This window comes from Fischerella sp. PCC 9605 (assembly GCF_000517105.1).
Lineage (GTDB): Bacteria > Cyanobacteriota > Cyanobacteriia > Cyanobacteriales > Nostocaceae > PCC9605.
Map to the genome: position 1 here is coordinate 2,702,968 of NZ_KI912148.1, position 15,998 is coordinate 2,718,965.

General features: G+C 43.2%; 7 protein-coding genes. All 7 read right to left on the reverse strand.

All coding sequences use genetic code 11. The features are described 5' to 3' along the window. Positions 1-10: 10 nt before the first annotated feature. The 7 genes from FIS9605_RS0114225 to FIS9605_RS0114255 all read right to left on the reverse strand — a co-directional run bounded on the left by FIS9605_RS0114225 (position 11) and on the right by FIS9605_RS0114255 (position 15,993). A complete protein-coding gene (locus FIS9605_RS0114225) occupies positions 11-2,383 on the reverse strand; it encodes a CHASE2 domain-containing protein (protein ID WP_026733185.1) in 2,373 nt (790 codons plus the stop codon). A gap of 99 nt (positions 2,384-2,482) precedes the next feature. Next, positions 2,483-3,454, reverse strand: a complete 972-nt coding sequence (locus tag FIS9605_RS0114230; protein WP_026733186.1) for a DUF1822 family protein — start codon at positions 3,452-3,454, stop codon at positions 2,483-2,485. A gap of 134 nt (positions 3,455-3,588) precedes the next feature. Then, positions 3,589-6,285: a CHAT domain-containing protein gene (locus FIS9605_RS0114235; protein WP_026733187.1), complete on the reverse strand. Its 2,697-nt coding sequence runs from the start codon at positions 6,283-6,285 to the stop codon at positions 3,589-3,591. A 102-nt stretch (positions 6,286-6,387) separates the two neighbouring features. Beyond that, positions 6,388-8,328, reverse strand: coding sequence for a ShlB/FhaC/HecB family hemolysin secretion/activation protein (locus tag FIS9605_RS0114240; protein WP_026733188.1), 1,941 nt, complete (start codon positions 8,326-8,328; stop codon positions 6,388-6,390). Positions 8,329-9,005: 677 nt separating this feature from the next. After that, the gene (locus FIS9605_RS0114245) at positions 9,006-11,603 is read right to left on the reverse strand and encodes a CHAT domain-containing protein (RefSeq protein ID WP_051469996.1); all 2,598 of its coding nucleotides are present in this window, start codon (positions 11,601-11,603) and stop codon (positions 9,006-9,008) included. Positions 11,604-11,839: 236 nt separating this feature from the next. Beyond that, positions 11,840-13,156: a hybrid sensor histidine kinase/response regulator gene (locus tag FIS9605_RS0114250; protein ID WP_026733190.1), complete on the reverse strand. Its 1,317-nt coding sequence runs from the start codon at positions 13,154-13,156 to the stop codon at positions 11,840-11,842. Further along, complete coding sequence (locus FIS9605_RS0114255; RefSeq protein WP_026733191.1) at positions 13,153-15,993, reverse strand: CHASE2 domain-containing protein; 2,841 nt, start codon at positions 15,991-15,993, stop codon at positions 13,153-13,155. Before FIS9605_RS0114255 ends, FIS9605_RS0114250 begins: the two co-directional genes overlap by 4 nt. Between the last annotated feature and the right edge of the window lie 5 nt (positions 15,994-15,998).

Here is a 15,998-nt window from a genome sequence, read left to right on the forward strand (position 1 = left end):
TTATTGACTATTAATAATTAACAATTGACTTATTTTGTAAACGCGGAGCAGTTTTCCGCAAGGTGTTTTGAATTGATGTAATGCCAACTGTTCCCACTAGGGTCAAAGCTGATGGTATGAACGGTACCCAATATCCTTGGATAAATAAACCTAAGCAGAAAATGTAAAGAATTCCTGAGCAAACAACGATAAAGATTGCTAAGCGTGTAGATGGGTATTGTATTCGCCAAACTAGCAATCCTCCTGCTAATGACCAAACCCCAATCCACATCACCTCTGCTAACGGCCGCCATGTCCGCAATAGTGGACGTTCATCAAGGACGGCACTGAGAATCTGACTGACCATATGGGCTTGTAACAAGACTCCCGGCATTTGGTTGTCTAACTTACCACTGTATGGTGTAGCCCAATAGTCTGGAAAATCACCTTTAGCGGCAACACCAATTAAAACAATTCTATTTTTGATGGCGTTGGGGTTGACCTGGGCAGACAAAAGTTGCGTCAGCGTCACTTGTTCGGCTACTCGCTTTGCAGAACGGTAGTTTAGAAAAATTTGACCGCCGTTGGCATCGATGTTTTGATAGCCACCAGTTCGCGACTGCAAACGTGTGAAAATCGTACGGCCCAGCTGTAAATCTCCCTTGGGAGTAAACTTTGGTTTCACTCCTTCAGCCTCCAAATAGCGAAATGCCAATTGCAAGCTGAGAGCATAGTCAGTTGGACAGGGTGATGTTGCCTCTTGATTCATAAACAGCAGATGCCGACGCACTACTCCGTCCGGATCGTGGATGAAGTCACTGAAACCCAAGCGGGATTTCGGTATTTCCGGTGGTGGTTCAATACCAGTGGTATTGACTGCTGCATCGCTACCTTTACAAACACCGACTAAGTTTGGTGTTTGTTTAAGACGATTGATTAAATCTGGAGATTCCGCAGGAAAATCACGGTAGATATCCAAGCCGATCGCTCGAGGTTGGTACTGCTGAAGTTTCTCTAGCAGTCGCAGAAGAGATTGATCGGACAGAGATGTTCCCTTCAGTGATTCGCCTTTGCGGCGTTGGGCTGCAATGTCGGCATCGTTAATTGTTACCAGTAGCAGGCGTGGATCGGGGTCTTCACTGATGAGGACGGAGCGCGATCGCATCATCCAATCAAAAGCTTGTAACTCCAAATCTTGCAGCACTCCCAAAATTCTTAACCCACTGATTGTTGCGGTAATTGCTACACTATAAAATAATATCTGTGTAAATCTGCGTAGATGAGAAGCAACAGAAATCTGTTGGACTGTTTTTTTTGGGGCAACCCTGCCTGTAATCCCTTCCCAAGTGGGGGGTAATTGTGCAAGATTTTGACAAATTACAGGTAGCCAAGTTGCACAGGGGAACCTATCCTCTAGTCCTTGTAAGTGTTCCCTTGCTTCTCGCACTGCCAGGTAAAAAGGCTCACCACCAGCAAATCCTTCTAGAAAATACTTTAAAAACTCCTGTGCTACCAAGTCCGGGACTGGTTCGCGCATGACAATCATTTGGGGAATATGTAGATCGGCTAATTGTTCTGCTATTCCTAATCCATCACAGGAGTTAAAAATTGCTAGCTGCAAGCCCCGTTCAACGGCTTTTTTTAAGGCGTATTTTAATTCCTCAATCGTGAGGCTATCGGTTTTATTAAGGTAAATTCTGCCAATGCCATTGTTTCCCTGACTGGAACTGTGCCCGGCAAAAAAAAGAATATCCCAGTTTTTTCGCCACAGGTAGTCATTCAATTCCTGACGTTGTGGTTCTACTAAAAAACTAACATCAGCTACAGGTAAGGTCTCTAGTAAAGCTTTGTCTGCTTGAGTATCGATTCCCTGACTATTGCCGATGATGGCTAAAATATTTACTTTATTATTGTGTGTTTTCTTGGTAGCGATGCGCTCGTATCTCGGAGGTGCTAGGGCAATTTCTGCCTTGGGGTAGCGTTCCAGCACGTCCCAAAGATGCCAGGGCAGACGCTGTAATTCTCGATTTTCTGTTTGTAATATGACTCGGATATTGTCTGTGGGCAATAATCTTTCTAGCCATTTCTCCCGGACAGGACGAAATGCGGTTGCAAGTAGCCAGGTGTTGAGATGCGATCGCAAAACATGAGCAGTTTTGTCACACTCTTGGGCAAACGACACATTCGTTACCTGCACTTCATCAGCAGACAAACGATAAAAGTTACCCAACTTTAGATAACTCGACTGCCATTCTTTATACTTTTGTAATAATTCCGCCGCTGGAGGTAATCTACCTGCAATTTCCGATGAAGGTAGTTGACCTTCTTCACCTATTTGCAGCGTGACAGCAAACCCTCGGTCAAAGCTACCGTCTGCAAATTTCAGAACCACTAACTTACCCATAATTAAAACAGATGGGGGGATAGGGGGATGGGGCGATGGGGAGATAGGGGGACACTAATAATAATTTTCGACTATTGGCCATTGACTATTGACTCTTGACTAAATTACGAAATTTTCTGTCACACAGGCATCATTCAGTGCTACCTTAACGCTAAACTGCTCCCCGGGTTCTCCTCTAAACTGTAACTGAATGTAATTGTCTGCATTTCTGGCTTGGGCTTCTAAAAATTCTGCTCCTGAGCGATCGATAACTATGAGTTTTACTCCTGGTGTCAGGTAATTTTGACTATTAGCTGGGTGCAATTGTACGTGAATGCTCGTTTGTTGGTTAGCTTGAGGGCTGATTTCCACAATTAAAACGACGAGTTGATTGGCAATCTTGATTCCTAAGTCAATCAATTTTCCTCGTCTCACGGTTGGTTCTTGCTGGTTATTGGTATTTTCTTCAATCAAATTGCTACTTCTAAAGGCAAAAGCTGGGGCAAGTTCTGGCTGATTCCACAACGATTCTAGAGTTTGCCAGCCAGTATCAAAGATACCTGCAAACCACTGGCTCAAATTTACTAATTCAGGAGCTGGTGAAGCGATCGCGGTTGGTGCTAAATGTTCAATTAATGCTTCTAGAGGTTGCAGTTGACTTAAAGGCAGTTCTTCATCTGCAACGCTGCGAACAAACCCCAACAGCTTTGCTTCTTGCAGCGATTCATCTACTTGCACAACTACATAACCTATTCGTTCTTCCCAGGTTTCTGGAGGAACATAACAAATTTCTCGATCCAGACTTACAGGACGGCACTCCAAACGCCCAATTCCTGGTAACTCCAAATCGGCGACATCAGCACACAGACGTACAACCGGATTCCAACTGTCACCAGTTCTCAAATCGGTGGCAATATCCATCATTTGCAAGTAGTCATTTACTACCAACACACAAAGCGTATTTAAGCGGACTCGTTCGGCACGTTCAGGAGTAGGCTGCTGATTGGCAAACTGCTGGGCAGTTCTGCGGGCTGCTTGGGTAATGGGCAATGTTAAAGAATACTCGTCTAAGTTCAGTGTCTTGCGTGACATGGATCATTCCCCAATGATGAATGCTGCTATATACTTATCGTTTGCCATAACAACAATTACGCAAAAAATTGTTCTTTGTTGGTGGTTGGTTGTTGGTTGGAACAAACACCAAACAACCAACAACTAACAACAAATTAGAGCCAATTTCCAATTAGTACATAAGCAGACCAAAAACTGGGTGCGTTGTAGTTGGGATGCTTCAGCAATTGTAATTGAGCGCGGCGGAGAGCTTCCGCTTTGGTGATGCTGACATCTTTTAATTCTCGATAAAAAGCACCGATAAACTGGGCTGTGGATTCATCATCAATTTGCCATAAAGAAGCCACGGTACTGCGTGCACCCGCACGTACGGCTGTTCCTGCTAAACCTAGGGCTGCACGTTTGTCTCCTGCTGCTGTTTGACAGGCACTCAATACTAATAGTTGCACTGCTTCCGGTCTGGTTTCATCCCGACCGCGCAGAATATTGTCGAATTCCGTGACGTTAATTGGTCCATCGGCAGCTAAGATAAAAGTTTGATCGGCGCTAGAACTAAACTGACCGTGGGTTGCTAAATGTACCACGTTGAAGGCAGCAGCATTCACTTGATTTTCTAGTGCTTTACTTGTGAATTGCTGATTCAAGAGATTGGTTGTTGGTATTCCAGTTTCGGCGATTAGTTCGATTTCAGTTTTAATCGCCGGCAAAGGTGGAAAGTTGGAATACTGCGGTGGTGGCTCAGTTAATCCAGCGGTTAAAGCGTTGAGTTGCTGTCGCTGTAGCGGTTTAGGGTCGAGGAGTTGCAGACCGACACTCAGGGCAATTGCATATTTTTCAATTAAGAATTGCTTGCCGTCGTAGAGGGAGGACATTGGTACATTACGTAGTACTCCATCCAGAACAAATACCAGGGTGTTTACCCCACTGGCTGACAATTGCGACTCTATCGGTTTAACCAGCCAGTTGTAAACTTGTTGTGACTGTGTCCTTGTAGCTTTGATCGCCGCAGGGTTGACAAGATTTTGACGCAATTCAACGACTGCTTTTTCTACTTCTGCTTGGGAAATCTGGGTGCGATAGTGTCGTAGTGGTTGTTTGGGAATTTTAACAATTAGTTGCAGTTCATTGGGAAGAATGATCGGGTATAAGATGGCAGCGGTAGGATTTTCTTTGTCTACGACTTGGTCTAGCAGCACTCGCTGACCTTGCAAACAAGCTTCTCGGAAGAAGTTATCTAATTCTGCTATTTTTAGTGCTTCAATCCGCTGACGGGCTTTTTCTAGAGTTTTTTCGTCTAGTTGTTTTTGTGTCAGCAGTAATTCGACTGACTGCCGATAAACTGGTTCGACGCTGTCACGAAAGTTGAATCGCACATCTTGATTGACTGCTACTAGATCGCTGCGAAGAGATTCGAGAGTTTGCACAGCTGTATCGTATGCTGCGATCGCTCCTTGTAAGTCTCCTTTTACTTTCAGCAATCTTCCTAATTGCCATTGCCACCGATAAGCAATATCTGGTGCATTACTACTCTGTGCTAATAGTAACGCCTGTTGAGTGAGGTTTTGTGCTTCTGACCATTGTCCAGTTTGCTCGTATAAGCTGCCCAAACTTCCCAAGGCATAAGCTTCTGCTCGTTTGTCACCCAAATTACGGGCTTGTTGCACGGCGGTAGCGAGGATCTGAGCAGGCGTGGGAGTGGGGGAAGAAATTTCTCTATTGCCAATTCCCGATTCCCGATTCCCGATTCCCAATTCCCCATTTCCTAATTTGACGAGGCTTTCTACAAAATTAATCCGCGCATAGATACTGGCACGACTGGGGGGAAGTGGGTCGAGTTGGGATTGAATTTCTGGTAGTAAAGTTTTTGCATCTGCTGATTTTTGCTCCTCAATTAGCAAGCTAAGGAGATTGAGTTGTGCTTGCACTTTCAAAAGAGGTGAGGGAGATGCTTTGACTGTTTGTTGATAAAAATCGATCGCTTGTTGTGTTTCCTGCTGGGCGCGGGCATTGTTACCTAAACTGAAAAGACTCGCAGCAACATTAGCAGGCGATCGCAGGCGCTTTGCTACTTCCAAACTTTCTTGGAGAACAGTGTAGGATGCTGGCAAGTTACCCACCAGCTGCAAAACATCACCAAGTGATCGCAACGTTATTGCTTTTTCTGGTGAGTCGCTTTGCGATCGCAGTTTTTGGTTAATCTGCAAAAGTGTCGCTTCTGCACGACGGTAAAATCCACTTGAAATTAGGGCTTGTGCTTGATTGATCTGCGATCGCACTACGCCGTTTTGGTCATTGGCTTTGGTATAAATATCCATCGTCTGCTGCCAAGTTTGTAATGCTTGTTCTGCCTGTCCTGTTAACAGTTGCAGACGACCCCGAATATCTAGCGTTTGAGCTAAAATCTTATAATTTTGGATTGTTTTTGCTTGGGGAGTTTGTTGTTTAAATCCTTGTAAATTCAAGCTTTGGGTAATTGCTTCTTGAGCTTGTTTCCATTCACCAAGTTGTTGATAAGCTAGTGAGAGATTACTCAAAGCTACAACTTGTTTAAGGGTTTCTCCCTGCTTTTGATACTCTTGCACTGCTTGCTTTAACACCTGCACAGCTTCAGCAAACCGCCCGGCGTCGTACAGCACTTTTCCTTTTTGTAAGGAAGAGGTAGGAGAAGAGGAGCCAGTGCGTTGCGGGGGTTCCCCCCGTTGTAGCACCTGGCGTGGGGAGAGTGGGAGATAGGGAGAGGGGGAGAGAGTGAGGGGAGGAAGTTTTGCTAAAGCTGGTGAAATACTAGTGCATAGTAAAGTAGTCACTAGTGCTAGTGCTAAAAAACGATATATCTTATCTTTTACTTTCATTTGCTTGAAAATTTTCAGAATGGCAAATTTATAACCAGACTATTTAAGATGACTTTCTCCCCATCACCCCATCTCCCCCTCTCCCCCTTTCCCCCTCCTCCCTCAGAAGGGATTGGCAATAATGGAAAAGTACAAACCGTTTTCCTGCCATGAGTCTTTATCCCCAGAAGAAATTGAAACTAAAGGAATACCCCAGTCCAAGCGAGCAGTGAGACGATCTTCGAGTTGGAAACGCAACCCTAATCCTACAGATACCAAAGAATTAGTATCTAGTTCTGCTTCTGAACCGGATCTGCCGGAACGGTTCCAACCGTTGCCAAAATCCACAAAGGGGGTTATCTGTAGAAGACTGTTGCGTTCTGAAAAACGAGCAATGGGAACTCGCACTTCGGCAGAAGCAAATATGCCGTTGTCTGTGAGCAAGGCATCTTGACGATAGCCTCGCACGCTTTCGAGACCTCCAATGCCAATTTGTTCAAATGGGACGAGTGGTCGGTCTGCTAGTTGCACATCACCTCGTAGCAGCAGTAGGGTATCGGGAGCTAATAAGCGCACCCACTGGGCTTGTCCTCTCCACGCAACAAAACGACCATCGGGAGAGCTATCGTTGATGGTGGCATTTAAAGCATCAAGTCCAATACTAAACTGAGAACGCAGGGCGAATACTTGCTGACTGCTACGAGAAGTCCATTCTTGAAAAAAGCGCACTGGTGTGATCCGCGTTTTTCCTTCCTCATCTGCACCCGATCCTGGAAAAGGAAGTTCCCCATCCAAGAAAGTAGCTTCGCTTTCTCGATGACCTGCTGTTATACCTAAAGCAAATTCCTGAGTCGGTGTTTGGATGATGGGTTGGCGTAGTGTTAGTTCGTAGTAATGAGAGTTGGACTGAATATCGAGGACATTAAAGGGTCTTTCAATCACTTTGTTGTCAGAAAGACCAAAGCTAAATGCTACAGTGCCATTGCGGGGGTTGATGGGCAGAGTATACAAAAAATCAAAAGTATTGCTGCCATCTGTATTAGTGTAAATACCGCTAATGCTATCGCCCCACCCCGAAAAATTACCTTCGTTTAGTTGTATTTCTCGACTAAAACTACCAACAGCTGGCGATCGCCCATTATCCAATACCAACTGTAGGTTCAAAGTATCGGCTTCTGTTATCTGCACTTCTAGCACGCTTTGCCCCGGACGCATGCCAGCAGACAGTTCTGCTGATAAGTTTTCAATCAAGGGATTCAGTTGTAATAACTGTAATGCTGCTAGGAGGCGATCGCGATTGAGGGGTGTGTCTGTGGCGATCGCCAGGCGGCTTTGCAGGTAACTAGGCTTGAGTCTGCTAGTACCTGTAATTTTTATCTCTTCCAGTCCCCCCTCAACTACTCTAATTTCTACTACACCGTCCTGTAGTTTTTGCGGTGGGATGTAGGCTCCGGATGTAATGTATCCTTTATTAACATAATAATTAGTAATTTCCGAACGTACTTGGAAGAGTTCAGCAATCGTAATGGGACGTCCGGTAAAGGGTTTAGTAATTTTGGCAAAATCTTCTGGGCTAAAGACGGTGCTGCCTGTAACTTCAAATTTTTTGACAGTGATGGTTTGGGGAATTTCACCGCTTGGGGTTGGTTCTGGAGTGGGAGGTGTTGTTGTAGCAGGAGGTTGAAGTAACTCTTCTGGTGGTGGTAGAGGTTTTGGCGGTGTTGGTTCTGGTAATGGTTGGATTGAAGGTGGCTTGGTATTCTGAGGAGGAAAATTTTGGGCAATTCTTATTTGCTCAGGCACAGGGCTAAAGCTTGGAGTTTCAAAAATCAACTCTGCATGAGCAGGTTTTGTTTGTGTTTGTATAACCTCATCCTTAAAAGAGACGTCTTTTAATTGAAAATTATTGGGGTTTAGAACTGATTGTAGGTTGGATGTTTGCGTTTTTTTAATTACTTCTGCTTTCACTGGTTCAATTGTCGTTGTGCTGCTAATGATAATCAAGCTCAACCAATACAAGTATTTGTAGATTTTTAAGTTGAAGAGAAGAAATTGACCGGATATGGTAAAAGTTTGATGACAACCTTGAGCGGAGAGAATAAAAGCTTGTTTACAAAGAAATATGAAGTCGCGAATTTGTTGGTTCTCAGTCGTCATCCCACATTCCGCAGGTATAGTTTGATTTTTAATTAATTCTTTCTTCATGTATTCTTAAATCTTAATTGGAAAAGGATATATGTTTTTGATGTATTTTGAAATCTTATTGGATAAAGATATCTGTTTTTGATCTTCAAGGAATTTTTTCGGGAGTTAGGGTATAGGTGATTGGGGATTGGGTACTAAGATTTCTTTATTCCTAGTCCCCAGTTCCTAGTCACCAGTCCCCAGTCCCTTTTACGAATTGGATCTGCGATCACACTTTAAGGGCTGAAAGAGCGAAAATTCGTTAACCTAAAATCTTGCACCCTTCTCAACAAGAGCAGAAGCTCTTAATTCACAAGAGCCAGGTTCAACCTAGTAACGAGGATTTGGAGGCTGTTGCATAGGCGTGCAAGACTTCCATGCACCGGGGCGCACAGCAAAGGATGAAAGTCTCTCTTCCAATGCTCAATGTCCCATGCCCAACTTTCAAGACAGCTAATCACGGGAAAACCCCATAACCAAGGATGAAAATGCCTCTTAAGAGTTCCCCGTTAAGCATTCCCCAATCCCCTTTCCCCTATTTTCAAACGAGATGTGAATTACAACCAATTTCCTATCAAGACAAACGGTGCCCAATAATAGGGATGGGAAAAATTCGCATCTTGCAAAAATGCCATTTGGGCTTTTCGCAAAGCTTCCGCTTTACTGGTTCCTGGTTGGCTGAGTTGTTTATAAAACTCTCCCATAAATTTGGCTGTAGATTCGTCTTTGACAGCCCACAGGGTAGCTAAGGTACTGCGGGCGCGGGAATGGACTGCTACTCCTGCCAATCCCAAGACAGCACGATTATCCCCTTTAGCTGTCTGACAGGCGCTGAGAACCAATAATTCTATTGGGCTAGCTTCATCTTCCTCTCTGGATTTGATTAATTCGCCCAATTCCTTGACATTAATCTTTTGATCCCAAGCGAGTATAAAAGTATCATCAGATTGACTACTAAACTGACCGTGAGTAGCCAAATGCAAAATCGAAAAAGGCTTTGATTGGATAGTTTTTCGTAGGTTGGCGCGAGTAAATTTTTCATTTAAAAGTTGTTGACTCTTAACTGCCGAGGCAATTTTTTTGACTTCCAAGTGTACTGCCGGTAAGGCTTTAAAGCCTGGACGGGCTTCACTCAGTCCCGCTGTAATCACTTTCAAATTATCCTGTTTGAGCGATCGCGCTTGCAACAACTGCATTCCTGGTGAAAGAGCGACGCTATATTTCTCTACCAGATACTGTTTGCCATCATGTAAAACAGACATGGGCAGATTTCGCAAGGAACCATCGAGCACAAATGCCAGAGTTTTCACGCCGCTGTTAGCTAACTGAGGTTCCGCTGGACGAATCAGCCATTCATACAGCTGTTGATACAGCCGCAAACGTTCCTCATTGGAGTAAGCGGGATTGAGGGATTGACGCATCTTTTGGATGCTGTTTTCGATGTCAGCTTTGGGTAGAGAAATCTTGTAGCTCGAAAGAGATTTTCCGGGAATAGATACAATTACTTCTAAGCGATCGGGCAAAATAATCGGATAAATCACCGCTGTTGTCTTAGTCGGATCGATCTGTTCAATCAGCTGTGGTTTGGCTTCTAAACAGGCTTCGCGAAAGAAATTATCTAATTCGGCTAATTGCAGGACTTCAATTGTTTCTCGGGCTTGCTTTAAGTTTTCTTGGCTGGGGTTGGATTGTAACAACAGCTCTACAAACTCCCGATAAACGGGTTCTACACTTTCTTGAAAGGAAAATTGCACATCCCGATTAATCGCTACCAAGTCACTACGCAAAGTCTTGAGAGCATCGACTGATAATTTGTATGCTGCGATCGCAGCTTCGGTATCCCCTTGAATTTTGTGGATGCGCCCCATTTGCCAATAAGCTTGGTAGGCAATACTATTAGCGTTAATCTCTTCAGCTATTTGTTGGGCTTGTTGCGTGAGTTTCAACGCTGGGTCTAGTTGCTGTGTTTGCAGATACAATTCTCCTAGCTGAGTTAAAGCATTGGCTTTGGCGCGCATATCTCCCAATGTTTCTGCTTGCTTGACTCCACGAGCCAAAATCCGTGCTGCTTCTTGAGAGCGTGCAGACTCTCTTCCATCCTGTTTCGCCAACCGAGAAAGACTGCGGGCAAAGTTAACAGCTGCATAGACAGATGCGCGAGAGGGGGGAAGGTTGTCTAGTTGAGATTTAATTGGTGCTAATAAAGACTTCGCTTGTTCCCACTGTGAGGTTTCTGCATAAAGACTGAGTTGGTTCAACTGGGCTTCCACTTGCACCCGGGGATTAGTTGCCTTTGCTGCTGCTTGTTGATAGTAATCCAAAGCTGCTTGCGTTTGCTGTAAGTCTCTGGCAGTATTTCCCAAGCTAAAAAGAATACTACTGGTGTCTGCGCTAGATTTGAGGCGATCGCTAATTACCAAACTTTGCTTTAAGACTTCCTGAGATTTTTGTAAATCTCCTACTACCTGTAAAGCCACTCCCAGACTTTGCAACGCTTGTGCTTTTAGTAGGGAATCAGGCTGACTTTGCAGCTTATTATTGACAGTTGTCAACAACTTCTGCGCTCTGCGATAAAATCCTAAAGAGCGCAAAGCTTGGGATTGGTTAATTTGGCTACCTATTTCTCCGACGCGATCGCCAGCTTTGGCGTAGGTGCGTTCTGCTTGTTGCCAAGTTTTCAGAGCGTCTTCTGCTTTTCCTTGTGCAAGTTCCAGATTACCTTGAGTATTGAGAGCCACTGCAAGGATGCCTGTATTTTCCCGATCTTGTTGTAAGAGATTCAGGCTGTTACTAATAGCTTTCTCAGCCTTTTGCCACTCTCCCAATTTTTGATAAGCTAAGGAGACATAGCTCAAACTCCAAGCTTGATTAATGATATCTCCTTGGCGCTGAAAAACAGCAGCCGCCTCTTGCCAAACTTTAGCCGCCTCAGCAAAACGTCCCGCCTCAAGCAGAGTTCTACCTTCATCCAGTCGAGATTTACCATCTTTGACTTGAGATTTGCCGTTATCGGCCACAGCTTTTTCAGTTTTTAACCTCAATCCCAAATCGGTTTGTGCCAGTACAGGAAAATTGCTGATTGGCAGCAAAAATATCATCAGTCCCCAGCAGCTACTGATGTTTACAAATCTCGTCAGATGGCGATATTTACGCATAAAATTTACTATCTTTTTTTTAGTAATAATATCAAGTTCGGTTCATCACTTTATTTTCCCACTGCGATGCTCCGAAGGAGCGGTCTTTGACCATCGCAACTATTAGATAATACCCCAATTATCAATTACCGACATGAGCGGATAGTATAAGTGTCCAAGCGAACATGATATAAGCGACTTTTAAAACCCTTGCAATTTACGCTATTTTCCGCTTCTGCTTTTTGATTTTTGCCTTTTTATTTAATTGGAATTTCAATTACAAATTCTGTTCCTTCTCCTACTTTTGAAAAACAGCTAAGCTTACCTTTGTGCTGTTTTTCCACAATCTGTCGAGAAATTGACAAACCCAGACCAGTTCCTTTACCTACAGCCTTGGTAGTAAAAAATTGTTCAAATATTCGTTCTTTGACCTCAGGTGATATCCCTGCTCCATTATCTTTTATGGAGATAATAATATGAGTGTTATCCTTTACGGCTGTAGAAATATGAATCTTGCCTTGAAATTTTTTGCCTTCGTTCAAAATTTTACTAGCAGATTCATCGAAAGCATCTATGGCATTGGAAATAATATTCATAAATACTTGATTGAGTTGTCCGGGAAAGCAATCAACTAATGGTAAATTGCCATAGTTCTTAATAACTTCAACATCGAGACGATTTTTATGAATTTGTAGACGATACTTGAGGAGTACCAAGGTACTTTCAATACCTTCATGAATATTAAAGGAGGTTTTATGGAAAATATCGGATCTGGAAAAAATGCGTAGACTAGTACTGATTTTGTGAATGCGTTCTACACCCACATTCATGGATGAAATCATTTTTGGTATATCTACAATCATCCTTTCCAATTCTATGTCTTTAGCATCTTCGACAATTTCCTCAACTGGATGAGGATAAAATTGATGATAGAGTTTTAAATGGTACAAGAGGTCAGATATAAAATTATCCAGAAAGTCTAAACTAGTTCCTATAAAAGTAAGAGGATTATTAATCTCATGGGCAACACCAGCAACTAACTGACCGAGGGAAGAAATTTTTTCAAATTGTACTAGTTGGAGTTGAGATTCGTGTAATTCTTGCTGGGCTTGAGAAAGTTGTGCCGTACGTTCTTGTACTAGCTGCTCTAGTTCCGTATTATAAACTGCAAGTTGTCGCGTCAAAAAACACAGCTTTAAATGGATATTAATTCTAGCTATAACTTCTTCTGGTTGAAAAGGTTTGGTAATGTAATCTACTGCTCCGAGAGAAAGACCTTTGACCTTATCAATGGTTTCCGAAAGAGCGGTCATAAAAATTATGGGTATATCCTGAGTTATAGTATTTTCCTTAAGTTTTTGGCAGGTTTCAAACCCATCCATTCCCGGCATCATGACATCTAATAAAATCAGGTCGGGGTGAGCATATTCTGCTTGTTCAATCGCACTTTCACCATCAGTGGCAACTAAAATTTCCCATCCCAAGTTGGCAATGGCACTACATAGGACTTTCAGATTTGTGGGGTTATCATCAGCAACTAGGATAGTGGCATGTTCAGAGGAACTACTATTCATGGAATTTCATCCTGGAATGATTTAATAAATTCACGAATATTCTTGATTTGAAAGTTGTCTGCAAATTGACGAATTTCCGTAGTAAACGGTAGAAATTTTTCATCTAATTTCTCCAGTTCATCTAATAATATCTCTATACCTTGAATATTTCCTCTCATCGCAAAATCTAACAGTCTGTTCAGTTGTGCTGCTGGTGGGGGTATGAATTCTCTCTTGTCAACAGCAGATGCAGTATGGGGAGATATTTGCTCTTGGTTAGTGGTTTCTGAATAAATCCACTCCAGTTGTAAATATTTCTCGCTCAGCTTCAGCAGGTCGTCAATTTGTATTGGTTTGGCCAAAAAACCATTCGCTCCAGCTTGCAAGCTTCTGTAGCGGTCAACCTCAAAGACACTGGCAGAGGAAGCAATAATTGGCAGATTTTGCAGTAATGGTGAACTCCTAATTGCACGGATCATTTCCAAGCCATCCATCAGTGGCATTTTAATATCAGTGAAAATTAAGTCTGGGTGAATTTCCACTAATTTATCTAAAGCCTCTTTACCGTTGGTGGCTTCAAAGCATAAGAACCCTATCGATTCGAGTAGTTGGATGACAACGGCACGATTTTCCCATTGGTCATCGACAATGAGAACCTTTGGCTTTTTGTCTTTAATACCAATTATCTTTTTATCTTGGACAACGGTGGCTGTTTTTACCCAGTTGCTAGTCAGCAATAAGTCTATATCTACCCAAAATTTACTGCCCACGCCAGAAGTACTTTTGACTTGGATTTTACTTCCCATTAATTCAGCTAGTTTGCTGCTAATTGCTAAGCCTAAACCCGTTCCTTCTGTTCTTTTCTTTTTTTCGCACACCTGTTCAAAAGGCAAAAAAATCTTTTTTATTTGTTCCGGCGTCATCCCCACTCCGGTATCTTCGACTTGGAATCTCACACGAGTAATTGGGGATTGGGAAGATTCTTTGCCAGCCCCCAATAAAGAGTCCCCAGTCCCTATTACTTCTACTTTGAAAGTAACTTCTCCATTCTCAGTAAACTTAATGGCATTACCCAGTAAATTAATTAAGATTTGCCGCAAACGTTTTTCGTCAGCGCAAATTCCTTCCGGAAGCTGGGAATCGGCTTGGTAAGTAAAGGATATGCCTTTTTGAACAGCACGGATTCGACACATTTCCGCCACTGCTGTTAAGAAGGAAGGAAAATGAAAATCACTTTTGTATAGTTCTAGTTTGCGAGATTCGATTTTGGACAGGTCTAAAATATCGTTGATTAGGGTTAGTAGGTGGGAACCACACTGATGAATGATGTTAATGCCATCCAGTTCAGATTTCATCAGAGTTGGAGAACGTTGCAGGATTTGTGCGTACCCGAGAATACCGTTGAGGGGTGTACGCAACTCATGACTCATATTGGCGAGAAATTCGCTTTTGGCAAGGTTTGCAACATCAGCGGCGATTTTGGCTGCTTCTAATTCTTTGGTGCGCTGCTTGACTCTTTGCTCAAGAGTGCGAGAATATTCTTGTAGTTGCCTGTTGGCTCGTGCTAGTTGAAATTGTTTATAAAAGTTGGTAGTGACAATTGCACTGCCAATTAGAGCCAGCAAGGGCGAAAATGAAGGAATCCACCAACCGGCAAGAAATGCGAGATAGCCAGTACTTAAGATAATTGATATTGCAAATGTTATCCCAAGAATCAGCAATCCTCGAAATCGTTGCTGACGGTTGGAGTTGATATACAACAAGCGCCAAGTCAGACCGCTACTAATAAAAGACCAGCACACGATCCACAGCCACTCTGCATGATAAGACCAAATTCGCATCAGAGGCCGTCCATCGATTGCTGCACTTAACATTTGGCTGGTTAAATTGGCGTGAACCACCACCCCTGGCATCGGTACTCCACTATACAGTGTATTCTTGCTGTAGAGTGCTTTCTTGTTGTAGCCTACGTGAAAGGCATCATTGATGCTCTTGGCTGTGGTGCCAATCAAAACTATGCGATCGCGTATCAGTTCCGGGTCTACAGAACCATTTAACACTTCCCCCAAAGTAACGATATCAAAGCGATCCTGAAAGCCCCGGTAGTTGAGTAAAATTTGATATCCTCCGATATCTGCTCTTTGATAATTAAATTCCTTGCCATTGAGGGGTGTAAATACTGCTTTACCCAACTGTAGAGCATCCCCAGTGTGATCTAGGGTTTTTAAGGAAATGCCTTTATTTTCTAGATAAATCAAGCTCAAGCGGGCCGCTAATCCCAAAAAAATTTCACCTTTGTTATTACCAGCAGACAGCAAGCCCCGTCGTACTTTGCCATCTGTATCCTCAACCAAATCTACAAGAGCTACTTGGTCTTTTTGCAACAGGGTAGGAGGTGGAGGCACATGTTTTCCCGCCAGTTTCATGACACCAATTAAGTTCGGTGTAGACTTCATCACCGCAACTAATTTCTCATGACCTGGTTCTACGGGCAAATTGCGATAAATATTTAAGCCAATGACTGCTGGTTTTTGTGCTTTGAGCTTGATAAGCAAATCAGCTAAGACACCATCAGGAATCGGCCACTTATTAACTTGGGAGATGTCTTTTTCATCAATCGCGACGATGAGAATGCGCTTTTCGCGTGGTTCTAAGGGACGCAGATTATAAAATTGCTCCAGGGTTTGCCACTCCAGTAGTTGGAACAATCCAGCCATCTCCCCAGCAATCACACAAAGCGCCACACTAGGAGCTGTAATCAGTATATAGCGCCACTGCGCTTTAATCACCCTACGGATGAGTATAGATTTCCACAGCGGCGAGACACGTCGAAGTAAGGTTTTCCAATTAAACCGCATTATAC

What these genes read in the sequence shown, in the direction of transcription:
- FIS9605_RS0114225 (WP_026733185.1), bottom strand. Translation starts at nt 2,383, where the DNA reads ATGGGTAAGTTAGTGGTTCTGAAATTTGCAGACGGTAGCTTTGACCGA.
- FIS9605_RS0114230 (WP_026733186.1), bottom strand. Translation starts at nt 3,454, where the DNA reads ATGTCACGCAAGACACTGAACTTAGACGAGTATTCTTTAACATTGCCC.
- FIS9605_RS0114235 (WP_026733187.1), bottom strand. Translation starts at nt 6,285, where the DNA reads ATGAAAGTAAAAGATAAGATATATCGTTTTTTAGCACTAGCACTAGTG.
- FIS9605_RS0114245 (WP_051469996.1), bottom strand. Translation starts at nt 11,603, where the DNA reads ATGCGTAAATATCGCCATCTGACGAGATTTGTAAACATCAGTAGCTGC.
- FIS9605_RS0114250 (WP_026733190.1), bottom strand. Translation starts at nt 13,156, where the DNA reads ATGAATAGTAGTTCCTCTGAACATGCCACTATCCTAGTTGCTGATGAT.
- FIS9605_RS0114255 (WP_026733191.1), bottom strand. Translation starts at nt 15,993, where the DNA reads ATGCGGTTTAATTGGAAAACCTTACTTCGACGTGTCTCGCCGCTGTGG.